The sequence below is a fragment of the Reyranella soli genome, from assembly GCF_007992495.1.
In the GTDB taxonomy this organism is placed as follows: domain Bacteria; phylum Pseudomonadota; class Alphaproteobacteria; order Reyranellales; family Reyranellaceae; genus Reyranella; species Reyranella soli.
The window spans coordinates 1-21,806 of record NZ_BKAJ01000142.1 but is presented as its reverse complement, the minus strand read 5'-3'; the positions used below and the strand labels follow the sequence as shown (position 1 = coordinate 21,806).

The 21,806-nt window shown below is 67.7% G+C and carries 18 protein-coding genes; 14 read left to right on the top strand and 4 right to left on the bottom strand.

The window, feature by feature from the left end; translation table 11 throughout:
• Positions 1-8 precede the first annotated feature (8 nt).
• On the bottom strand, positions 9-305 hold the full coding sequence (locus RSO01_RS34955) for a hypothetical protein (protein WP_147155236.1): 297 nt from the start codon (positions 303-305) through the stop codon (positions 9-11).
• A gap of 152 nt (positions 306-457) precedes the next feature.
• Complete coding sequence (mutY, locus tag RSO01_RS34950; protein ID WP_147155235.1) at positions 458-1,513, bottom strand: A/G-specific adenine glycosylase; 1,056 nt, start codon at positions 1,511-1,513, stop codon at positions 458-460.
• A gap of 46 nt (positions 1,514-1,559) precedes the next feature.
• On the opposite strand from mutY, the gene RSO01_RS34945 reads away from it, so the two are divergent.
• From RSO01_RS34945 to RSO01_RS34925, 5 genes are all read left to right on the top strand, one after another.
• Positions 1,560-2,624 carry a DciA family protein gene (locus tag RSO01_RS34945; protein ID WP_170303588.1) on the top strand — a complete coding sequence of 355 codons (1,065 nt, stop codon included), beginning with the start codon at positions 1,560-1,562 and terminating at the stop codon, positions 2,622-2,624.
• 54 nt (positions 2,625-2,678) lie between these two features.
• Entirely contained in the window at positions 2,679-3,338 is a 660-nt protein-coding gene (locus RSO01_RS34940; protein WP_147155233.1) for a DsbA family protein, read from the top strand.
• Positions 3,339-3,358: 20 nt separating this feature from the next.
• Entirely contained in the window at positions 3,359-7,015 is a 3,657-nt protein-coding gene (locus RSO01_RS34935) for an AAA family ATPase (RefSeq protein ID WP_147155232.1), read from the top strand.
• Between the two features lie 107 nt (positions 7,016-7,122).
• A complete protein-coding gene (gene dapE / locus RSO01_RS34930; protein ID WP_147155231.1) occupies positions 7,123-8,313 on the top strand; it encodes a succinyl-diaminopimelate desuccinylase in 1,191 nt (396 codons plus the stop codon).
• Between the two features lie 9 nt (positions 8,314-8,322).
• Positions 8,323-8,901 (top strand): hypothetical protein, encoded by a 579-nt coding sequence (locus RSO01_RS34925; RefSeq protein ID WP_147155230.1) that lies wholly within the window; start codon positions 8,323-8,325, stop codon positions 8,899-8,901.
• On the opposite strand, the gene truA is transcribed toward RSO01_RS34925, so the two are convergent.
• On the bottom strand, positions 8,845-9,639 hold the full coding sequence (truA, locus tag RSO01_RS34920; RefSeq protein ID WP_147155229.1) for a tRNA pseudouridine(38-40) synthase TruA: 795 nt from the start codon (positions 9,637-9,639) through the stop codon (positions 8,845-8,847). The genes RSO01_RS34925 and truA overlap by 57 nt on opposite strands.
• 3 nt (positions 9,640-9,642) lie before the next feature.
• Positions 9,643-10,605 (bottom strand): methionyl-tRNA formyltransferase, encoded by a 963-nt coding sequence (gene fmt, locus RSO01_RS34915; RefSeq protein ID WP_147155228.1) that lies wholly within the window; start codon positions 10,603-10,605, stop codon positions 9,643-9,645.
• A gap of 52 nt (positions 10,606-10,657) precedes the next feature.
• Between fmt and zapE the strand changes: the two genes are divergently transcribed.
• From zapE to odhB, 9 genes are all read left to right on the top strand, one after another.
• A complete protein-coding gene (gene zapE, locus RSO01_RS34910) occupies positions 10,658-11,836 on the top strand; it encodes a cell division protein ZapE (RefSeq protein WP_147155227.1) in 1,179 nt (392 codons plus the stop codon).
• Between the two features lie 69 nt (positions 11,837-11,905).
• On the top strand, positions 11,906-12,787 hold the full coding sequence (locus RSO01_RS34905; protein WP_147155226.1) for a dienelactone hydrolase family protein: 882 nt from the start codon (positions 11,906-11,908) through the stop codon (positions 12,785-12,787).
• Between the two features lie 7 nt (positions 12,788-12,794).
• On the top strand, positions 12,795-13,655 hold the full coding sequence (locus RSO01_RS34900; protein WP_147155225.1) for an alpha/beta fold hydrolase: 861 nt from the start codon (positions 12,795-12,797) through the stop codon (positions 13,653-13,655).
• A gap of 154 nt (positions 13,656-13,809) precedes the next feature.
• The gene (locus RSO01_RS34895; RefSeq protein ID WP_218037553.1) at positions 13,810-14,196 is read left to right on the top strand and encodes a YHYH protein; all 387 of its coding nucleotides are present in this window, start codon (positions 13,810-13,812) and stop codon (positions 14,194-14,196) included.
• A gap of 72 nt (positions 14,197-14,268) precedes the next feature.
• Positions 14,269-15,231: a malate dehydrogenase gene (mdh, locus tag RSO01_RS34890; protein WP_147155223.1), complete on the top strand. Its 963-nt coding sequence runs from the start codon at positions 14,269-14,271 to the stop codon at positions 15,229-15,231.
• Between the two features lie 147 nt (positions 15,232-15,378).
• Positions 15,379-16,575 carry an ADP-forming succinate--CoA ligase subunit beta gene (gene sucC, locus RSO01_RS34885; protein ID WP_147155222.1) on the top strand — a complete coding sequence of 399 codons (1,197 nt, stop codon included), beginning with the start codon at positions 15,379-15,381 and terminating at the stop codon, positions 16,573-16,575.
• Positions 16,575-17,450, top strand: a complete 876-nt coding sequence (gene sucD / locus RSO01_RS34880; protein WP_147155221.1) for a succinate--CoA ligase subunit alpha — start codon at positions 16,575-16,577, stop codon at positions 17,448-17,450. The genes sucC and sucD overlap by 1 nt, the downstream gene beginning before the upstream one ends.
• A 129-nt stretch (positions 17,451-17,579) precedes the next feature.
• Complete coding sequence (locus tag RSO01_RS34875; RefSeq protein WP_147155220.1) at positions 17,580-20,489, top strand: 2-oxoglutarate dehydrogenase E1 component; 2,910 nt, start codon at positions 17,580-17,582, stop codon at positions 20,487-20,489.
• 25 nt (positions 20,490-20,514) lie between these two features.
• The gene (gene odhB, locus RSO01_RS34870) at positions 20,515-21,780 is read left to right on the top strand and encodes a 2-oxoglutarate dehydrogenase complex dihydrolipoyllysine-residue succinyltransferase (RefSeq protein WP_147155219.1); all 1,266 of its coding nucleotides are present in this window, start codon (positions 20,515-20,517) and stop codon (positions 21,778-21,780) included.
• Positions 21,781-21,806: the final 26 nt, after the last annotated feature.

Here is a 21,806-nt window from a genome sequence, read left to right as displayed (position 1 = left end):
ATCCCAATTCAGTCGATCACGATGGGATGGAAATCGGCTTGAGCCACGCCCAGGCGGACGAACGCTTCATCCAGCGTCGCCACGATCGTCGGCGGGCGCCATCCCTTGGCCGTCTGATAGGCTGCGTAAAGCCCGGTCAACAGCTTCAGGTCATCCTGAGGGACCACATAGATCCTCTCGCGATCCTTGAAGGGCCTGCGGAAGCTCGCCGCGCTTGGCGACGAACTCCGTCGCAAGGTCGAGCCTTTCCACCGCGGTGAAATCGAAGATGCAGTCGAACTCGGTGCTGCCACGCGCGCCGGCATCGATGCACTCGGTTCGGTGCATGCAGTGACTGCATCCGGGTTTCTACGCCAATTAGGCCAATATGGAGCGCAATAATGTCAGAAGATTACCCAGGTAATCTTTAGATAACGTAAGTTATTGACGCGCTCGCCGTCTCGGCGTAAGATCGCGATCAGTTCTTCACCGCGTGAGCGATCACCTTGCGCATCACCGTCGGCAAGGCCCGTTCGGTCATGCGGTCGATCGTGCACCAGGTCGTGCCGGGCGCCAGCCTGGCGAGCCCGCCGGTGGTCGCGATGGCATGGGCGACGGTGAGCTCGAGATGGAAATGCGTGAAGGTATGGCGCACCAGCCCGTCGAGGATCTGCCAGCGTGCCGGCACCGGCGCGTCGCCCATCGCCTTCTCAGGGCTCAGCTTGCCCTCGCGCCACGGGCTCGACGGCACCTCGTCCATGCCGCCCAGCAGCCCCTTGGCCGGCCGCTTGCGCAGCAGGATGGCGCCGTCCTTGCGCGACAGCACGAAGGCGAGACCGCGCCGCGTCGGCTTCTCGCGCTTGGGCGCGCGCCGCGGCAGCTCCTCGGCCAGGCCGAGCTTGCGCGCCTTGCAGCCCGCCATCAGCGGGCAGATGACGCAGCGCGGACTGCGCGGCGTGCACACCGTGGCGCCGAGATCCATCATCGCCTGGGCGTAGTCGCCGGCGCGCTCGGCCGGCACCAGGCGGGCGGCGCGTGTCTTGATCTCGGTCTTGGCGTCGGGCAGGGGCGTCTCGATGGCGTAGAGCCGGGCGATCACCCGCTCGACATTGCCGTCGACCGCCGAGGCCGGCTGGTCGAAGGCGATGGCGCGGATCGCAGCCGCCGTGTAGGCGCCGATGCCGGGCAGGGCCAGCAAGTCCTCCTCACCCTGCGGGAAATGCCCGTCATGCGCCTCAGTCACCGTGCGAGCGCACGCATGCAGGTTGCGGGCGCGGGCGTAGTAGCCGAGGCCGGCCCAGGCCGAGAGCACGTCGTCGATCGGCGCGTCGGCCAGCGCCCCGACGGTCGGCCAGCGCTCGAGGAAGCGGCGGAAATAGCCGCCGACCGTGGCCACGGTGGTCTGCTGCAGCATGATCTCCGACAGCCACACGACGTAGGGATCGGCGCGCCGTCCGGCCGGCGCACGCCAGGGCAGGGTGCGACGATGACGATCGTACCAAGCAAGCAAACGTGAGGCGTGGGTCGTGGTCATGCGGGGTAGCGTGCCCTACCATAAGGAACGGAGTTTGAAAGGGTCCATGCGGGAAAACGGCTTCCGCGCCGTCGGCGGTCTGGCCCAGCGGCTCGCGTCCGGCCTGGCGAAAGGCCGCGGCGCTTCGGTCGCCCGCCTGCGCGCGGAATGGTCGGCGATCGTCGGACCCGATCTCGCGCGGATCACCCGGCCCGAGGCGCTGACTGCCAGCCGCGGGACACGTTCCAGTAAGGGCGGCGGCAAGCTTCTACGCCTGCGCGTTCCCGGCGCCGCCGCGCTGGAGGTCCAGCACATGGCCGGCCAGGTCGTGGAGCGCGTGAACGCCTATTTCGGACACAAGATGATCGACGATATCCGTCTGGTGCAGGGCGCGATCTCCGCGCGCGCGGCCACCCCGCCGCGTCCCGCGCCCGACGCCAGGAGAGTGGCTGAGATGACCGAGCGTGCTGCCAGTGTGAAGGATCCCGAACTGCGTGCCGCGCTGGCCCGGCTGGGCGCGCGGATCGGGATGGGCCGCCGGCAGGCGGTGCTCGGTGTGTTGGCGGGCGCCTTCGCGGTGCGCGAGGTGCGCGCCCAGGACCTGAAGCTGCTGGAGCCGCTGGAGGGCGATCACGTGCTGGGCAAGCGCGACGCGCCCAACACCCTGATCGACTACGCCTCGTTCACCTGTCCGTTCTGCGCGCAGTTCTACATCGCGGTGATGCCGACCCTGCGCAAGGAGTGGATCGACAGCGGCAAGCTGCGGCTGATCCATCGCCATTTCCCCATGGACGTGGTCGCCACGCGGGCGAGCCAGCTGGCCGAGTGCGCCGGCCCGCAAAAGTTCTTCGAGCGGGTCGACCTGCTGTTCCGCAGCCAGGTCGAATGGCTGACGGGGAGCGACCCCCTGGCCGAGATGGTGAAGGTGCTGGCGAAGGAGGGCCTGACCGACGACCAGGCCCAGGCCTGCTTTGCCAACGACAAGGCCCTCGACAAGGTGCTGGCCGACGTCCAGTCCGGCCAGACGCTGGGGGTGCGGCAGACGCCCACCTTGTTCATCAACGATCAGAACTACTTAAACCCGGGTGGCCCTGAGGCCATTGCCGCGATTTTGCGCCAGGTGGGGCGGTAATAGTTTGACTCCCCACAGGCGTGGTTCCCAAGATGTAGTGGAGAGGAAGACGGTATGCGGAATATGTTGATTGTCGCCGGCGGCGTCGTGGCGGTGGCCGCGATCGCGGCTGGCGTCTATTTCGGCACCCGGCCGCCTGCCGCGGGCCCGACGCCGGTCGCCGTGGCGGCGGCGCCGGACAAGACCGCCTTGCTCGCCGTCCAGCCGACCGACCATGTGCTGGGCGACCCCAAGGCGCCGATCACCCTGATCGAGTACGCCTCGTTCACCTGCCCGCACTGCGCGCACTTCCACACCCAGATCCTGCCCGAGATCAAGAAGAAGTGGATCGACACCGGCAAGGTGAAGCTGATCTACCGCGACTTCCCGCTCGACCAGGTGGCGGCCAAGGCCGCCCAGATCGCCGAGTGCGCGCCCAACGACCGTTACTTCGGCATCATCGACCTGATCTTCCGCGGCCAGCCGCAATGGGCCGCGTCGCAGGACCCGATCGCCGAGCTTGGCAAGCCGCTGCGCATCGCCGGCATGGGCGAGAACGAGATCAAGGCCTGTCTCGCCAACGAGGCCAAGGCCAACGAGGTCATCAACGATTATCGCGGCGGCGAGACGCTCGGCGTCAACTCGACGCCGTCATTGTTCATCAACGGGACTCTCTATAAGGGCGCGCGCTCGGTCGAGGAACTCGACGCGGCGTTCGCCAAACTCGCCAAGTAGTAACAGCCAGCGTGGGGTAGATGGTGCAGTTCGACAAACTCCGGCTCTCCGGTTTCAAGTCCTTCGTCGATCCGACGGAGCTCACCATCGAGCCCGGCATGACCGGCATTGTCGGCCCCAACGGTTGCGGCAAATCCAACCTCGTCGAGGCGATGAAGTGGGTGATGGGCGAGACCTCGGCCAAGCAGATGCGCGGCAGCGAGATGGAGGATGTCATCTTCGCCGGCGCCGGCTCGCGGCCGGCGCGCAACATCGCCGAAGTGATGCTGACGCTCGACAACAAGACGCGCACCGCGCCGGCGATGGTCAACGACGCCGACCAGCTCGACATCGTGCGCCGCATCGAGCGCGGCCATGGCTCGGCCTATTCGGTGAACGGCCGCGAGATCCGCGCCCGTGACGTGCAAACGCTGTTCGCGGACGCCGCCACCGGCTCGCGCTCGACCGCCCTGGTGAGCCAGGGCCGCATCGGCACCCTGATCAACGCCAAGCCGGCCGACCGGCGCATGGTCATCGACGAGGCGGCCGGCATCACCGGCCTCTATGCCCGCCGTCACGAGGCCGAACTGCGGCTGCGTGCTGCCGAGGCCAACCTCGCCCGCGTGCAGGACGTGCTGGTGGCGCTGGAGGAACAGCACAAGGGCCTGAAGCGCCAGGCGCGCCAGGCCAGCCGCTATCGCAACCTCTCCGACCATATTCGCCGTGCCGAAGCCGCCGTGCTGGCGCTGAAGCTCGCCAACGCCGAGCGCGAGCTCGCCGAGGCGGGCGAGCGGCTGACGGAGGCCGAGGCCCAGGTCGCCGACCTGACGCGCCTGGTTGGTCTCGCCACCACGGCGCAGGCTGAGGCGGCGACGGCACTGCCGCCGCTGCGGAACGACGAGGCCGCCGCGGCGGCCGCGCTGCAGCGGCTGCGGGTGGCGCACGATGCGCTGACGGCCGAGGCCGAGCGCGTCGCCCAGGCGCAGCAGGAAGCCGGCACGCGGCTCACCCAGACCGAGACCGACCTCGAGCGCGAGCGGGGCCGCAAGTCGGATGCCGAGACCGCCATCGCCGATCTTGACGGCCAGCGCGAGCGGCTGGAGCAGGAGCGGGTGGGCGAGGAGGATCGCGCTGCCGAAGCGGCCGCGACCCGCGACACCGCCCAGGCCGAGACGGCGGCTGCCGAGACCGAGCACGATCGGCTGACCCGCCAGATCGCCGACGATGAAGCGCTGCGCGAGAGCGTCAGCCGCGAGGTCGTCGAGCTGCGCGAGCGTCTGCGTCGCCTGGCGGTGCGGCGCGACGAGGTCATGGCGCAGCAGCAGCAGGTCGAGGACGAGCTTAAGAGCCTGCCGGCGCTGCCGGAGGTCGAGGCGGCACTCGCCCAGGCGCGCGAGGCCTTCGAGGAGGCGCGCCGCAAGGGACAGGAGTCGATCGACGCTGCCCGCGAGGCCGAGCGCTACGAATCCGACGCCGCGCGCGCCGCCGTTGCCCAGGCCGAGGCCGAGCGCCTCGAGATGGAACGCGCCCGCGCCGCCGAGCGGCAGGCCGCCGAGGCGAGCCACGCCACGGCCAGCGAGACGCTGCGCAAGATCGATGCCCGGCTGACCAAGCTGCGCGCCGAGGAAGCGGGTGTCGCTGCGGCCCTGAAGTCGTCGGCGGATTCGCTGTGGCCGCCGCTGCTCGACGCTTTGTCCGTGGATCCGGGCTTCGAAAAGGCGCTGGGTGCGGCATTCGGCGAGGAGCTGGAGGCCTCGTCCGATCGCGGTGCGCCGATCCATTGGCTGCCGCTCGGCCCGATCGCCGATGCGCCGGTGCTGCCGGAAGGCGCGACGCCACTTGGCGAGCATGTGAAGGCGATGCCTGAGCTCGAGCGTCGGCTGGCCTTCATCGGCGTCGTTGCCGACGAGGCGACGGGTGCTGCCCTGCAGGCCGACCTCAAGCCCGGCCAGCAGCTCGTGACGCGCGATGGCGGCGTATGGCGCTGGGACGGCTACGTCCTGCGCGCCGGTGCGCCGTCGACGGCGGCGGTGCGGCTCAGCCAGCGCAACCGGCTGGCCGAGATCCGCCAGCAGATCGAAGGCGTCGCGGCCGAGCAGGCCGAGGCACAAACGCGCGTCGATGCCGAGACGGGCTGGCTGGCTGCTGCCCGCGATGCCGAGAAGACCTGCGTCGAGCAGGCCCGCGCGCATGAGCGCAGCGTGGCCGAAGCGGCGCGGCGCAAGACCCAAGGCGCGGGCGAGGCGACGCGCACGGCTGAGCGTGAAGCGCGGCAGAGCATCGCCGTCGCCGAGCGCGCCGCCACCGAGGCGCGCGACCGCCATGTCGAGATCGCCCGCCGCACCGACCAGCTGCGGACGCGGCTGGGCGGCATCGAGCAGTCCGTGGCCGAGATCCTGGGCGACATCGCCGAGGTCGAGATGCGGCGCACCTTCCGCGAGGCGCGGCTGTCGTCGATCTCCGATTCGCAGGCCGACCGCGTCACAGCGGGTGTGCTGCGTGGGCGTATCGCCGAGCTGCGCGCGGCCCTCGTCGAGGCCGAAGGCAACTGCGATCGCCTGGCGCGCGAGTCGGCGATGCGGGTCGAGCGGCTGGGCCAGATCGCCCAGGACCATGGCGGCTGGAGCAAGCGGCTGGCCGAGGCCGACGGCCAGATCGTCGAGCTCGACCAGCGGCGCGAGCAGATCGTGCTGTCGCTCGAGGAGCTGGCCGCCAAGCCGGCCGAGATCGAGGCCAAGCGCCTGGCGCTGGGCGACGAGATCGCCAAGGCCGAGGTGAACCGCCAGGAGGCGGCCGACCGGCTGGCCGTGGGTGAAACCCGCCTGGGCGAGGCCGACAAGGCGATGCGCCAGGCCGAGGGCGAGCTGGCGACCGCGCGCGAGAGCCGCGTGCGCCGTGAAGGCCAGGTCGAGCAGGCGACCAAGGATCGCGAGGCGGTGGTCGAGCGCATCGTCGAGCGCCTGCGCTGCGAGCCCGACGGCGTGCTGGCGTTGGCCGAGGTGCAGACGCTGGAAGAGCTGCCCGAGCTCGAGAAGGCCGAGCATCGCCTGGAGCGGCTGGTGCACGAGCGCGAGACCATGGGCGCGGTGAACCTGCGCGCCGAGGAGGAGGCGACCGAGCTCGAGCAGCAGATCACCGGCATGACGGCCGAGCGCGACGACCTGGTCGCCGCCATCGGCCGCCTGCGCCAGGGCATCCAGAGCCTGAACCGCGAGGGTCGCGAGCGCTTCCTCGCCGCCTTCGAGCAGGTCTCGGGCCACTTCCAGCAGCTCTTCACCAAGCTGTTCGGCGGCGGCAAGGCCGAGCTGCGGTTGACCGAGTCCGAAGATCCGCTGGAGGCGGGGCTGGAAATCCATGCCAGCCCGCCGGGCAAGAAGCTGCAGGTCATGTCGCTGCTGTCGGGCGGCGAACAGGCGCTGACGGCAATCTCGCTGCTCTTTGCGGTGTTCATGACCAACCCGGCGCCGATCTGTGTGCTGGACGAGGTGGACGCGCCGCTCGATGACCTGAACGTGGAGCGCTTCTGCGGCTTGGTGAAGGAGATCGCCGGCCGCACCGACACGCGCTTCATGGTGATCACGCACCATCGCGTCACCATGGCTCGCATGGATCGCCTGTACGGCGTGACCATGGCTGAGCAGGGCGTGTCCCAGCTCGTTTCGGTCAACCTGCAGGAGGCCGATCGGCTGGTGGCCTAAGTAATAGAAGCAACAAGACAATCTTCCTCTCAAGCAACTGGGCGCCGGACAAGGCCTGTCGGCGCCCTTCTCTTTTCTTTGTAGGGCCCTGCCTGTACTGTCCGCCGATGCCCGACACGCTCAGTCCCGCTGTCACCGATGTCGTCGAACTGACGCGCACGCTCGTGCGTTGCGAGAGCGTGACGCCGCGCGAGGCGGGCGCACTGCAGCATCTCGAACGCACCTTGGCGCCGCTCGGCTTCACGTGCGAGCGCATGGATTTCACCCAGGCCGGCACTGACGACGTCGCGAACCTCTATGCCCGTATCGGCACTGGAGGCCGTCACTTCTGCTTCGCCGGCCATTCCGACGTGGTGCCGGTGGGCGATCTCTCGTCGTGGACCATCGGCCCGTTCGCGGCCGAGCTCTCCGCCGGCTACCTGTTCGGCCGCGGTGCAGCCGACATGAAGGGGGCGATCGCAGCCTTCATCGATGCTGCGGCGCGGTTCCTCGCCAAGCGCGGCCGCGACTTCGGCGGCTCGATCAGCCTTCTGATCACCGGCGACGAGGAAGGCCCTGCCGTCAACGGGACGGTCAAGATGCTCAAGAAGCTCGCCGAGCGCGGCGAGACGATCGATGCCTGCGTCGTCGGCGAGCCGACGAGCTCCAAGCGCTTCGGCGACATGATGAAGATCGGCCGCCGCGGCAGCATGACGGTCGACCTGGTGATACGCGGCATCCAGGGCCATGTCGGCTATCCCGAGCGGCTCGACAATCCCATTCATCGCCTGTCGGCGCTGATCGAGGCGCTGGTGCGCGAGCCGATCGACCAGGGCAGCACGCACTTCCAGCCGACGTCGCTGCAGTTCACCACCATCGATGTCGGCAACAAGGCGACCAATATCGCGCCCGGTGTGGTGAAGGCGCGCTTCAACACGCGCTTCAACGATCTGTGGACCTCCAAGACGCTGCTGGCGCATCTCAAGGAGCGCATGGACCGCGCCAGTGCAGCACTTGGCGGCAACGGCACGATCGAGTTCGCCTCGGTCGAGGTGTCGGGCGAGTCCTTCTACACGGCGCCCGGACCGCTGGTCGAGCTGATGGCCGGTGCGATCCGCGACGTCGCCGGCATCGAGCCGGAACTCTCGACCACCGGCGGCACGTCGGACGCGCGCTTCATCAGCCGCTACTGTCCGGTGCTCGAGTTCGGCCTCGTTGGGGAGACCATGCACAAGGTCGACGAGAAGAGTGCGATCGAAGACCTCAAGACCCTGAGTCGCGTCTACGAGACGGTGCTCGACCGTTACTTCGCGGCATAGGATCGGGGCATGCTGAACGCCGCTGAGATTGGCCGCGGCGTGCAGGGCGCACTGGGTTTCTTGCGACGCGATCCGGGGGCGTTGCTCGCCTTCGACAATACGATGGAAGCGTGCCTGCGCTCGTTCCGTCTCATGGCGGTGACGGCGCCGCTCTACGTCATCTATGCGCTGATCCGCTACGCCGACCTCACCGTCGCCATCGACACGTTCGAGCTCATCGCCGTCGAAACGATGAGCTACATCATCAACTGGCTGCTCTATCCGGTGATCTTCTACGAGGTCGCGCGCCGCCGCCGCTGGCTCGACCGCTATCCCCGCTACATCGCGGCACTCAACTGGACCAACCTGCCGGGCATCGTCATTGCGATCGCGGCAATCGCCCTCAAGATGATCCTGCCGGCCGCCGTCGGCGGCATCCTCGAGATCGCCCTGCAGGCCCTGTTCTTCTACTGGTTCCTGGTGATCACGCGGCTGGCGCTTGGCGTCGACTGGGCGATGTCGGTGGTGCTGCTGGCGGTCAACTGGATCCCGTCATTCTTCCTGCTGATCATCGTCGACCGCTATGTCGGCGTGCTTGGCGGCAGCTAGGTCGTAGCGCACCGCCATCAGGCAGAGCCCCTGCGGCGGCGCCGTCGGCCCGGCGCGCGTGCGATCGCGCGCGGCCAGCGCATCGGCGACGTCCTGCTTGCTCCACTGGCCACGACCGACGAGCTGCAAGGTGCCGACCAGGATGCGCACCTGGTTGTGCAGGAACGAGCGCGCGCCGACATCGATGCGGATCAGGTCGCCGTCGCGCGCGACGTCGAGCTGGTCGAGCGTCTTCAGCGGCGAGGCGGCCTGGCAAGCGGCCGAGCGGAAGCTGTTGAAGTCGTGGCGGCCGATCAGCAGCCGGGCCGCCTCGGCCATGGTCGCGGCATCGAGCGGCACGGGCACGTGCCAGACGCGGCCGCGATCGAGCGCCGGCGGCGCGCGACGGTTCAGGATCAGGTAGCGATAGCGCCGCGCCGTCGCCGAGAAGCGGGCATGGAAGTCCGCCGGCGCGATCGCTGCCTCGGTGACGACGATCGGGTTGGGCTTCAGATGGAAGTTCACCGCCGCCTGCACGGTGTCGACGGGCTTCTCGGCGGCAAGATCGAGGTGCGCGACCTGGCCCAGCGCATGCACGCCGGTGTCGGTGCGGCCTGCGCCATGGACCGCGACGTGCTCGCCGCAGAAGGCGAACACCGCATCCTCGAGCGCGCCCTGGATCGACGGGCCGTTGTCCTGGCGCTGCCAGCCGACGAACGGCGCGCCGTCATATTCGATGGTGAGCTTGTAGCGCGGCACGGCTCAGGTCGGGAGCGGCCCGGGGAGCGGTACGACCGCGGGCGGCGCCAGCACCGTGCCTGCCGCCAGCGCGAAGCCGCGTAAGAACGCATCGGCCGCCTGCGCCGACTTGCCGGCGCGCTGCAGCTTCAAGAGCTTCAGTCCGCCGACGCCGCAGGCCACGACGGGAAAGCCGTCGCGACCGATGCTCACCGTGCCGGGCTTGCCGCCCGCGAGCGTGAGCGCCGCGCCCAGCACCTTGATGCGTTCGCCGCCAACATCGAACCAAGTCCCCGGCCAGGGATGGAAGGCGCGCACCTTGCGTTCGAGCTCGGCGGCTGGCCGCCGCCAGTCGAGTGCGCCTTCTTCCTTGCCGAGCTTGTGGGCGTAGGTGACGCCGTCATCGGGCTGCGGCACCGGCTCGATGGTCCTGGCGACCAGCGCATCGAGCGTCGACACGATCAGCCGGCCGGCCAGTTCCGCCAATCGGTCGTGCACGGTCTCCGCGGTATCCGCGGCCGAGATCGGCGTGCTTTCGGCCAAAAGCATCGGGCCGGTATCGAGGCCTTCGTCCATGCGCATGATGGTGACGCCGGTCTCGGCATCGCCCGCCAGGATGGCGCGATGGATGGGCGCCGCACCGCGCCAGCGTGGCAGCAGCGAGCCATGGATGTTGATGCACCCCAGCACCGGCGCGTCGAGGAACGCCTTGGGCAGGATGTGGCCGTAGGACACGACGACCGCGGCATCGAGATCGAGCGCCTTGAACGAAGCCGCTTCCTCCTCGCTGCGCAGTCCCTTGGGCGTGCGCACCGCGAGTTCCAGCGACAGCGCCAGCTCATGCACCGGCGTGCGGCGCTCCTGCTGGCCACGGCCGGCGGGTTTGGGCGCGCGAGTGTAGACGGCGACCACGTCGTGGCCGGCCTCGACCAGCGCCCTGAGCGCCGGTACTGCGAATTCCGAGGTGCCGAGAAACGCAAGCTTCATCGCCGGACCTTATAGGCAGCCGCGCGCTCGTGAGCTAGGTATGCGGCGGCAAATGGAATCACAGCTACCCCCGACCGCCGGCCCGACGACCGTCAACAAGGGCCCGGCCGCCAACCTCGCCGCCCGCCGCGCCGCCGGTGAGATCCACGCCGATCCCGTGCAGGAACGCGTCGTCCAGAAGCTGCAGGCGATCTACGAGCAGCTCGTGGCGATGGCCGATCATCCCGCGCCCAAGCTCGGCTTCTTCGCGCGCCTTGGCCTCACGCACGCCGCCCCGCCGCCGGCCGGCCCGCGCGGGCTCTACATCTGGGGGCCGGTCGGCCGCGGCAAGTCGATGCTGATGGACCTGTTTTTCGCCGACGTGCCGATGCAGAAGAAGCGGCGCGTGCACTTCCACGAGTTCATGCTGGAAGTCCAGGATCGCCTGCATCGCCGCCGCGAGGAGCTGTCGGCCAAGGGCGCGCCACCCGAGGCCGACACCATTGTGCCGATCGCCAAGCAGATCGCGAGCGAGACGCGGCTGCTCTGCTTCGACGAGTTCCAGGTCACCAACATCGCCGACGCCATGATCCTGGCGCGCCTGTTCGAGGTGCTGTTCGACGAGGGCCTCACGGTGATCGCCACCTCCAACCGCAAGCCCGACGACCTCTACAAGGACGGCCTGCAGCGCGAGCGCTTCCTGCCCTTCATCGACCTGGTGAAGCAACGGCTGGATGTCATGGAGCTGGGAGGCGACCAGGATTATCGCCTCGACCGGCTGCGCAACTTCGACGTCTACCTGACGCCGCTCGGCGCCTGGGCCACTGCCAAGCTCGACGAGGCGTTTCGTGCGCTGAGCGGCGGCGCTGACGGCGAGCCGCGCGTGCTCAGGACCCAGGGCCGCGACGTCGAGATCCCACGCGCCGCACCGGGCGTGGGCATGGCGCATTTTCTCGACTGGTGTGCCAAGCCGATGGGCGCGGCCGACTTCATCTGCATCGCGACCAACTTCCATACCGTCATCGTGGCCGACATCCCCAAGATGGGGCCGGACAGCAAGGACAAGGCGGTGCGCTTCATCACCATGATCGATGAATTCTACGAAAGGAAAGTGAAGTTCATCTGCTCTGCTGCAACGGCGCCCACCGGTCTCTACACCGACGGTGATGGTGCCTTCGAGTTCCAGCGCACGGTCTCGCGCCTGATGGAGATGCAGAGCCCGGAGTACCTGGCCCTCGAGCATATCGCCTAATTGTGATTGTGGGCGGCTCGCCGGCCAGCCTAGGCTCGCGCGGCTTCAAATCCTTTGGGAGGGCAGAATATGGACGGCGATCGACTGATTTATGGAGCGGAGTACGGTCTGTCGCGGCGTGCGGCGCTAGGCGGCGTGGCGCTCGGCACCACGTTCGCGCTCGCGGTTCAGCCGGTGCAGGCGCAGACCATGATCGTCACTCCGACCGACGGGCTCACCGCCGGAGCGGTCAAGGTCAAGACCAAGGACGGCAAGGACATGGACGCCTACCGTGCCATGCCGGCCACCGGCCAGGGCTTCGGCACCATCCTGGTCGTGCAGGAGATCTTCGGCGTGCACGCCCACATCGCCGACATGTGCCGGCGCTTCGCCAAGGCGGGCTACTACGCCATCGCGCCCGAACTCTATTTCCGCCAGGGCGATCCCAAGACCTACACCGAGATCCCCAAGCTGGTTGCCGAGCTCGTGAACAAGGTGCCCGACGCGCAGGTCATGGGCGATCTCGATTCGGCGGTCGCCTTCGCCAAGGGCGAGGGCAAGGCCGACACCGCCAAGCTCGGCATCACCGGCTTCTGCTGGGGCGGCCGCATCGTGTGGATGTACGACGCGCACAATCCGGCGGTGAAGGCGGGCGTGGCCTGGTACGGACCGCTGATACGGCCCGGCACAGAACTGCAGCCCAAGAACCCGATCGACATCGTGAAGGACCTGCACGGCCCGGTGCTTGGCCTCTACGGCGGCGCCGACACCGGCATCTCGCAGGAGTCGGTCGAGAAGATGCGCGAAGCGTTGAAGACCGGCAGCGCGGCGGCGCAGAAGTCGCGCATCGACGTCTATCCCGACGCGCCGCACGCCTTCAATGCCGACTACCGCCCGAGCTACCGCAAGGACCCGGCGGAGGACGGTTGGAAGAAGGCGTTGGCCTGGTTCAAGGCGAATGGCGTAGGCTGACCGCCTGATGGCAGACAGCACCAGCATAAAGACCCGGTCGGGCCTGACATTCACCGCGGATGTCGCGGGCCCGATCGATGGACCGCTGGTGCTGCTGCTGCACGGCTTTCCCGAATCGAGACACAGTTGGCGGACCGCCTTGCCGGCGCTCGCTGCGGCGGGCTATCGCGCCGTCGCGCCGGACCAGCGCGGCTATTCGCCGGGCGCGCGACCCGATCCCAAGGATCTCTCGAACTACGCCTTCGACAAGCTGGTCAACGACGCCATCGAGATCGTCGCGGCGGCGGGCCACGAGGGGCGGCGCTTTCATCAGGTAGGCCACGACTGGGGCGGGCAGGTGTCGTGGGGCGTGGCGGCGGTACATGCCAAGCGGCTCGCCTCGCTCACCGTCATGTCGCGGCCGCATCCCAAGTCGTTCCGCCGCGCGCTCGAGAAACCCGATGGCGAGCAGAAGAACCGCTCGAAGCATCATCGCGCATTCCTCGATGCGGAGACCGGCAAGCTCCTGTTGGCCGACAATGCCCGCCGCCTGCGCGAGGGCCTGTTCGGCCAGGGCGTGCCGGCATCGGCGATGGACGAGCACCTCTCGGTGCTGGGCGCGCCCGAGGCGATGGAGGCGGCACTCGCCTGGTATCGCGCCAATGTCGGCTTGGCCGCCGATATCGGCATGATCGAGGTGCCGACGCTCTACATCTGGGGCGACGTCGATGCCACGGTCGGGCCCGATGCTGCGTACGGCACGGGCGAGTTCGTGAGCGGCGCCTTCGCCATGGAAGTGCTGCCGGGCGTCGGCCACTTCGTGATGGACCAGGCGCCCGCCAAGGCGACTGACTTGCTGCTGGTGCATCTCAAGAAGCATCCGGTTTGACCGTTGCGTTTAGGGATGGCGCGCACGCATCGCGCGTAACACCAGCGATGCGATGCTCCTGGATGAGTGCGCTCGTGGTGCTGCTTGCCGGCACGGCGTGGGCGCACGGCGATCACGACACCGGCAAGCCGCAAGGCGCCGAGGAGGCGCCGTCGTGGTGGCTCGAACTGGTGCCGCGCGCGATGGCGGCGCAGCAGATGGAGGCTGGGCGACCGACGGCTTCGCCATCTATGTCGACGAGACGGCGCGATCGAGCTGGCGGCTGAAAGCCCAGCGCGATCCTGGTGGTCCCGGCGGCCGACCCGACGGCACCTATTCGCTGGACTACGAGTACGTCCGCGGCCTGGGTGACCTCGACGAGTGCAACGGTCGTGAAGCTGTCACCGCGGAATTCCCGCAAGGCGCCTACCACTACGTGGTGACTGCGAAATTTCCCCATGTGCCTCTGTGTTTCATGGGCACGGCCGATGCCAGTTTCGTAAAGCAGGGCGGACCTCCGCCCGCCAGGCCTGGAGGCCGCAGGCCACCGCCACCTCGTTGACTCGGGTCTTCTTGCCGCTCCCGGCGAATCGCGCTACCACGCGCCGCCTTTAGAAATTCGGGAGTTTTTGGCATGGCTCGCAAGAAGATCGCGCTGATCGGCGCCGGACAGATTGGTGGCACCCTCGCGCTGCTCGCCGGCCAGAAGGAACTGGGCGACATCGTCCTGTTCGACATCCCCGACCTCGAAGGCGTTGCCAAGGGCAAGGCGCTCGACATCGCCCAGCTGAGCCCGGTCGAGGGCTTCGACGCCAAGTACAGCGGCACCTCCGACTACAAGGACATCGAGGGCGCCGACGTCGTCATCGTCACGGCGGGCGTGCCGCGCAAGCCCGGCATGAGCCGCGACGACCTGGTCGGCATTAACGCCAAGATCATTGATTCGGTGGGCAAGGGCATCAAGCAGCACGCGCCCGAGGCCTTCGTCATCGTCATCACCAACCCGCTCGACGCCATGGTCGGCCTGATGCAGGAAGTCACCGGCTTCCCGGCCAAGCGCGTCGTCGGCATGGCGGGTGTGCTCGACAGCGCGCGCTTCCGTTCGTTCCTCGCCGAGGAATTCAACGTCTCGGTCGACGACGTCACCGCCTTCGTGCTGGGCGGCCATGGCGACACCATGGTGCCGCTGCTGCGCTACTCGACCGTCGGCGGCATTTCGCTGCACGACCTGGTCGACATGGGTTGGACCACCAAGGAGCGCCTGGACAAGATCGTCCAGCGCACGCGCGACGGCGGCGCCGAGATCGTGGCCCTGCTCAAGACCGGTTCGGCCTTCTACGCTCCGGCGGCGTCGGCCATCGCCATGGCCGAGTCATACCTCAAGGACAAGAAGCGCATGATCCCCTGCGCCGCCATGCTGAACGGCGAGTACGGCGTGAAGGGCCTCTACATCGGCGTGCCGGTGGTGATCGGCAAGGACGGCGTCGAGCGCATCGTCGAGGTCGAGTTCAACGCCGAGGAAAAGGCGATGTTCGACAAGTCGGTCTCCGCCGTGAAGTCACTGATCGACGCGACCAACAAAATCGTCGGCCGCTGATCGAACGGGGGCCAAGGTCCCTAGACCTTGGTCTAACGTCTTCAAACGATCATCAGTCCAGCGTTGCCAAGGGCGGGCGGCACTCATAAAGTGCCGCTGACCCCTATCAGTTGCTATTTGCAACTGAAGCCCGAGCAACAGGTTTTCATGAATATCCACGAGTATCAGGCCAAGGCCCTGCTGGCCAAATTCGCCGTCCCGCTGCTCAAGGGCGGCGTGGCCTATACCAAGGACGAAGCGATGGACGTGGCCCGCAAGCTCGGCGGCGCCATCACCGTCGTGAAGTCGCAGATCCATGCCGGCGGCAGGGGCAAGGGCCGCTTCAAGGACGATCCCAACGGCAAGGGCGGCGTGCGCATCGCGAAATCGGTCGAGGAAGTCGGCCAGCACGCCGCTTCCATGCTGGGCCATGAGCTGGTCACCAAACAGACCGGACCGGCCGGCAAGACCGTCAAGCGCCTCTACATCGAAGAAGGCTGCGACATCAAACGCGAGCTCTACCTCTCCATGCTGGTCGACCGCTCGATCGGCCGCGTCGCCATCGTCGCCTCGACCGAGGGCGGCATGGATATCGAGACCGTCGCCCACGATCATCCCGAGAAGATCGTCGAGCAGGCGATCGATCCGGCCGCCGGCTTCCAGGCCTACGAGGGCCGCAAGATCGCCTTCGCCCTGGGGCTCAGCGGCAAGCAGGTCGGCGCCTTCGTCAAGATGATGGGGGGCCTCTACAAGGCCTTCACCGAGCTCGACTGCTCGCTGATCGAGATCAACCCGCTGGTCGTCACCGGCGCCGGCGACGTGATCGCCCTCGATGCCAAGATGAACTTCGACGACAACGCGCTGGAGCGCCACAAGGACCTCGAGGCCTTGCGCGACGTCGATGAGGAGGATCCCTCCGAGACCGAGGCCGCCAAGTACGCCCTGAACTACGTCAAGCTCGATGGCCAGATCGGCTGCATGGTGAATGGCGCGGGCCTTGCTATGGCCACCATGGACATCATCAAGCTCTATGGTGCCGAGCCCGCGAACTTCCTGGACGTCGGCGGCGGCGCCACCAAGGAACGCGTGACCGCAGCCTTCAAGATCATCCTCAAGGATCCCAACGTCGAGGGCATCCTGGTCAACATCTTCGGCGGCATCATGCGCTGTGACGTGATCGCCGAAGGCGTCGTCGCCGCGGCGCGCGAGGTCAACCTGCACGTGCCCCTGGTCGTGCGGCTGGAGGGCACCAACGTCGAGCTCGGCAAGAAGATCCTGAAGGAATCGGGCCTCAAGATCACGTCGGCGGAGAACCTCGCCGATGCCGCCGAGAAGATCGTCACGGCCGTCAAGGAGGCAAGCTGATGGCCGTTCTGGTCGACAAGAACACCAAGGTGATCTGCCAGGGCTTCACCGGCTCGCAGGGCACCTTCCATTCCGAACAGGCGATCGCCTACGGCACCAAGATGGTGGGGGGCGTGACGCCGGGTAAGGGCGGCACCACTCATCTCGACCTGCCGGTGTTCGACACCGTCGCCGAGGCCGTCGCCAAGACCGGCGCCACGGCGAGCGTGATCTATGTGCCGGCGCCTTATGCCGCCGATTCGATCCTGGAAGCGGTCGACGCGGAGATCCCGCTGGTCGTCTGCATCACCGAGGGCATCCCGGTGCTCGACATGGTCGAGGTCAAGCGCGTGCTGCAGGGCTCCAAGTCGCGCCTGATCGGGCCCAACTGCCCGGGCGTCATCACGCCCGAGGAGTGCAAGATCGGCATCATGCCGGGCCACATCCACAAGCGCGGCTCGATCGGCATCATCTCGCGCTCGGGCACGCTCACCTACGAGGCGGTGGCGCAGACCACCGCGGTGGGCCTCGGCCAGACGACCTGCATCGGCATCGGCGGCGATCCGGTGAACGGCACCAACTTCGTCGAGTGCCTGGAAATGCTCATGGCCGATCCCGAGACCAAGGGCATCGTCATGATCGGCGAGATCGGCGGCGATGCCGAGGTGAAGGGTGCCGAGTTCATCAAGGCGTGCAAGACCAAGAAGCCGGTCGTGGGCTTCATCGCCGGCCGTACGGCCCCGCCGGGCCGCCGCATGGGCCATGCCGGCGCGGTGATCTCGGGTGGCCAGGACACTGCCGAGTTCAAGGTCCACGCCATGCGTTCAGCAGGGATCAGGGTCGCCGATTCTCCCGCCGCTTTGGGCGAGGAAATGCTTAGGGCGATGAAGGGCTGACACCACATTCTTATGTTCCTCTCCCCCGCAGGGGAGAGGTTAGGTGAGGGGGGCGTCGAAGGTTTTCTGTAACCCCCTCACCCGTCCTCTCCCCCTAGCAGGGGAAAGGAGGAAGAGGAGTAAGGACCAATGCAAGCAGAGCAGACGTCGTTCCTGTTCGGCGCCAACGCCCCGTTCATCGAAGAGCTGTACGCGCGCTACCTCAGTGATCCCAACGCCGTCGACGGCGAATGGCGGATCTTCTTCGACGCGCTGGCCGAGCAGAAGGGCGATGTGCTGGCCGAGGTACGCGGCGCCTCCTGGGCGCCCAACGGCACGCGGGTGATCGGCGCGGTCGATCCCGAGACGCTGCCCTCTCCCGCCAACCGCAACGTCAAAGGTAACGGCAAGGCCAACGGCGCCGCCGTTCCAGCCGCCCTCGCCGGCAAGACCGAGGCCGACATCGTGGCCGCCGCGCTCGACACCTCGCGCGCCTTCCTGCTGATCCGCTCCTACCGCATCCGCGGCCATCTCGAAGCCGACCTCGATCCGCTCGGCCTGATCAAGCGCGAACTGCACCGCGAGCTCGACCCTGCGACCTACGGCTTCGGCGAGAACGACTGGGAACGCCCGATCTTGATCTTCGGCTCGCTGGGTCTCGGCGAATCGGCAACGCTGCGCCAGATCTGGGACCGCCTGCGCAAGACCTACTGCGGCAAGATCGGCGTCGAATACATGCACATCTCCGATCCCGACCAGAAGGCGTGGATCCAGGAGCGCATCGAGCACATCGAGAACCACACCGAGTTCACCGTCGAGGGCCGCCGCGCCATCTTCGAGCGCGTCGTCGAGGCCGAGGGCCTGGAACGCTATCTCGGCGTCAAGTTCGTCGGCACGAAACGCTTCGGCCTGGACGGCGGCGAATCGCTGATCCCCGGCATCGAGCAGATCCTGAAGCGCGGCGGCCAGCTCGGCATCCGCGACGTCGTGATCGGCATGCCCCATCGCGGCCGCCTCAACACGCTCGTGCACGTCCTGCACAAGAGCTACACGGCGCTGTTCTCCGAGTTCCAGGGTCGCTCCTCGCAGCCCGAGGAGATGCGCGGCTCGGGCGACGTGAAGTACCATCTCGGCGCCTCGGCCGACCGCGAGTTCGACGGCACCACCATCCACGTTTCGCTGGCACCCAACCCCTCGCATCTCGAGGCGGTCAATCCCGTGGTGCTGGGCAAGGCCCGCGCCAAGCAGGACCAGAGGAACGACACCGACCGCAGCCAGGTCATGGCGATCCTGATGCACGGTGACGCGGCGTTCGCGGGCCAAGGCTTGGTCGCCGAGAGCCTCGATCTCTCCGACCTCGGCGGCTACCGCATCGGCGGCACCATCCATTTCGTGGTCAACAACCAGATCGGCTTCACCACGCTGCCGACCTACTCGCGCTCGGGCCCGTACTGCACGGAGATCGCCAAGATCGTTCAGGCGCCTATTCTGCACGTGAACGGCGACGATCCCGAAGCCGTGGTCCACGTCTCGCGCATCGCGACGGAATACCGCCAGCACTTCAAGCGCGACATCGTCATCGACATGTTCTGCTACCGCCGGCACGGTCACAACGAGTCGGACGAGCCGATGTTCACCCAGCCGCTGATGTACAAGGAGATCGGCGGGCACAAGACGGTGAAGGAAGTCTATGCCGCGCGCCTCGAGGCCGAGGGCGTGGTCACCGCAGCCGACGTGGCGCAGCTCGATGCGGCATTGCGCGAGAAGCTCGACAAGGCGCTGGAGGCGGCAGGCCAGTACAAGCCCAACAAGGCCGACTGGCTGGAAGGCCGTTGGGCCGGTCTCACCGTTGCGCCGGGCGAAGAGGATCGCAAGGGCGTGACGGCCGTCGATCTCGAACGGCTGACCGCGGTCGGCCATGCGCTGTGCGAGGCGCCAAAGGGCTTTGACCTCAACCGCAAGATCGCGCGCCAGCTGCAGGAGAAGCGCAAGACCATCGACACCGGCGAGAACATCGACTGGGCGACCGGCGAGGCGCTGGCCTGGGGCACGCTCTTGGCCGAAAGCACGCCGGTGCGGCTGAGCGGCCAGGATTCGGGCCGCGGGACCTTCTCGCAGCGCCATTCGGTGCTGGTCGACCAGACCAACGAGAGCAAGTACATCCCGCTCAATCACGTGGCCTCCGAGCAGGCGCGCTTCGAGGTGATCGACAGCCCGCTCAACGAGGCGGGCGTGCTGGGCTTCGAGTACGGCTACTCGTCGGCCGAGCCCAACGCCCTGGTCATGTGGGAGGCGCAGTTCGGCGACTTCGCCAACGGCGCACAGGTCATCATCGACCAGTTCATCTGCTCGGGCGAGAGCAAGTGGCTGCGCATGAACGGCCTGGTGATGCTGCTGCCGCACGGCTACGAGGGCCAGGGACCGGAGCACAGCTCGGCGCGCCTGGAGCGCTACCTGCAGCTCTCGGCCGAGGACAACTGGCAGGTCGTCGTGCCGACGACGCCCGCCAACTACTTCCACGCGCTGCGCCGCCAGATGCGCCGCTCGTTCCGCAAGCCGCTGATCGTGATGACGCCGAAGTCGCTGCTGCGCCACAAGGATTGCGTCTCGACCCTGGCCGATTTCGGCCCGGGCTCGTCGTTCCGGCGTATCCTGGCCGAGACCGACCAGCTCACCGACGCCGCCAAGGTCCGCCGCGTCGTGCTGTGCTCGGGCAAGGTCTACTTCGACCTCGTAGCCGAGCGCCGCAAGCGCAAGATCGACGACATCGCGATCATGCGTATCGAGCAGCTTTATCCCTTCCCGTTCAGCCGGCTGGGCGTGCGGCTGTCGCAGTATTCCAATGCCGAGGTCGTGTGGTGCCAGGAGGAGCCCGAGAACATGGGCGCCTGGCATTTCGTCGATCGCCGCATCGAGCGCGCGCTTGCCGGGCTGAACGTCAAGACGACGCGGCCGGTCTATATCGGCCGGCCCGAATCGGCGTCGCCGGCGACCGGCTCGGCGCGTACCCATGTCAAGGAACAGGCCGATCTGGTCGACCGCGCGCTGACGATTTCCTGAAGCGCGCGCTGAGGAGGATTTTGTAATGGCTGTCGAGATCAAGGTCCCCGCGCTGGGCGAATCGGTCACCGAGGCGACCGTCGCCAAGTGGCTGGTGAAGGCGGGAGATACCGTCACGATCGACCAGCCTCTGTGCGAGCTGGAGACCGACAAGGTCACCGTCGAGGTGAACGCCACGATTGCCGGCAGCATCGTCGAGCTCGCGGTTGCGGAAGGCGCCACCGTGCAGGTGGGCGGCGTGCTGTGCCACATCGAGGCTGGAGCTGGGGGTGCGGCTGCTGCCGCGCCGAAGCCGGCCGCGGCACCGTCGGCACCGCCCGCACCGCCGAAGCCCGCGCCGGCTCCGAGCGCGGCGCCCGTCGTCGCGCCTGCCGCGGCCAACGCCAACATCGCTGCTTCCGGTCCGGCCACGCGCAAGCTCGTCGAGGAGACCGGCGTCGCGCCGTCGGCGATCCAGCCGACCGGCAAGGACGGCCGCGCCACCAAGGCCGATGTGATGGCAGCGCTTGCATCGATTCCGGCGTCGATCCCGGCGCTGGCGGCGCCCGCCGTGGCCAAGCCCGCGGTGCCGGCCGGGCCGCGCTCGCGCACCGACCGCGAGGAGCGCGTGCGCATGACGCGGCTCCGTCGCACCATCGCCAACCGCCTCAAGGAGGCGCAGAACACGGCGGCCATGCTCACCACCTTCAACGAGGTGGACATGACCAACGTGATGGCGCTGCGCGACCGCCTGAAGGACGACTTCGAGAAGAAGCACGGCGCGCGATTGGGCTTCATGTCGTTCTTCGTCAAGGCCTGCATCGCCGGGCTGAAGGAGCTGCCCGCGGTCAATGCCGAGATCGAGGGCGACGACTTCGTCTACAAGAACTACTACGACATCGGCGTCGCCGTCGGCACGCCGCAGGGCTTGGTGGTTCCGGTGGTGCGCGATGCCGACCAGAAGTCGTTCGGCGACATCGAGAAGACGATTGGGGAGCTCGGGCGCAAGGCGCGCGACGGCAAGCTCTCGATCGCCGATCTGACCGGCGGCACCTTCACCATCTCCAACGGCGGCGTCTACGGCTCGCTGATGTCGACGCCGATCCTCAACCCGCCGCAGTCGGCGATCCTCGGCATGCACAAGATCCAGCAGCGGCCCATGGTGGTCGGCGGCGAGGTCAAGGTGCGGCCGATGATGTACCTCGCCGTGTCATACGACCATCGCATCATCGACGGCCGCGAGGCCGTGCTGTTCCTGGTGCGGGTGAAGGAATGCATCGAGGATCCCGAGCGGCTGCTGCTCGGCGTGTGAGATTGCGCGTCATGCTCTTCCGGACC

Coding starts and splice junctions, on each gene's coding strand:
- mutY (WP_147155235.1), bottom strand. CDS start 1,513: ATGACCACGACCCACGCCTCACGTTTGCTTGCTTGGTACGATCGTCAT.
- RSO01_RS34875 (WP_147155220.1), top strand. CDS start 17,580: ATGCAAGCAGAGCAGACGTCGTTCCTGTTCGGCGCCAACGCCCCGTTC.
- RSO01_RS34940 (WP_147155233.1), top strand. CDS start 2,679: ATGCGGAATATGTTGATTGTCGCCGGCGGCGTCGTGGCGGTGGCCGCG.
- RSO01_RS34955 (WP_147155236.1), bottom strand. CDS start 305: ATGCCGGCGCGCGTGGCAGCACCGAGTTCGACTGCATCTTCGATTTCA.
- RSO01_RS34925 (WP_147155230.1), top strand. CDS start 8,323: ATGCTGAACGCCGCTGAGATTGGCCGCGGCGTGCAGGGCGCACTGGGT.
- RSO01_RS34905 (WP_147155226.1), top strand. CDS start 11,906: ATGGACGGCGATCGACTGATTTATGGAGCGGAGTACGGTCTGTCGCGG.
- RSO01_RS34945 (WP_170303588.1), top strand. CDS start 1,560: ATGCGGGAAAACGGCTTCCGCGCCGTCGGCGGTCTGGCCCAGCGGCTC.
- sucC (WP_147155222.1), top strand. CDS start 15,379: ATGAATATCCACGAGTATCAGGCCAAGGCCCTGCTGGCCAAATTCGCC.
- sucD (WP_147155221.1), top strand. CDS start 16,575: ATGGCCGTTCTGGTCGACAAGAACACCAAGGTGATCTGCCAGGGCTTC.
- mdh (WP_147155223.1), top strand. CDS start 14,269: ATGGCTCGCAAGAAGATCGCGCTGATCGGCGCCGGACAGATTGGTGGC.
- odhB (WP_147155219.1), top strand. CDS start 20,515: ATGGCTGTCGAGATCAAGGTCCCCGCGCTGGGCGAATCGGTCACCGAG.
- zapE (WP_147155227.1), top strand. CDS start 10,658: ATGGAATCACAGCTACCCCCGACCGCCGGCCCGACGACCGTCAACAAG.
- fmt (WP_147155228.1), bottom strand. CDS start 10,605: ATGAAGCTTGCGTTTCTCGGCACCTCGGAATTCGCAGTACCGGCGCTC.
- dapE (WP_147155231.1), top strand. CDS start 7,123: ATGCCCGACACGCTCAGTCCCGCTGTCACCGATGTCGTCGAACTGACG.
- RSO01_RS34900 (WP_147155225.1), top strand. CDS start 12,795: ATGGCAGACAGCACCAGCATAAAGACCCGGTCGGGCCTGACATTCACC.
- RSO01_RS34935 (WP_147155232.1), top strand. CDS start 3,359: ATGGTGCAGTTCGACAAACTCCGGCTCTCCGGTTTCAAGTCCTTCGTC.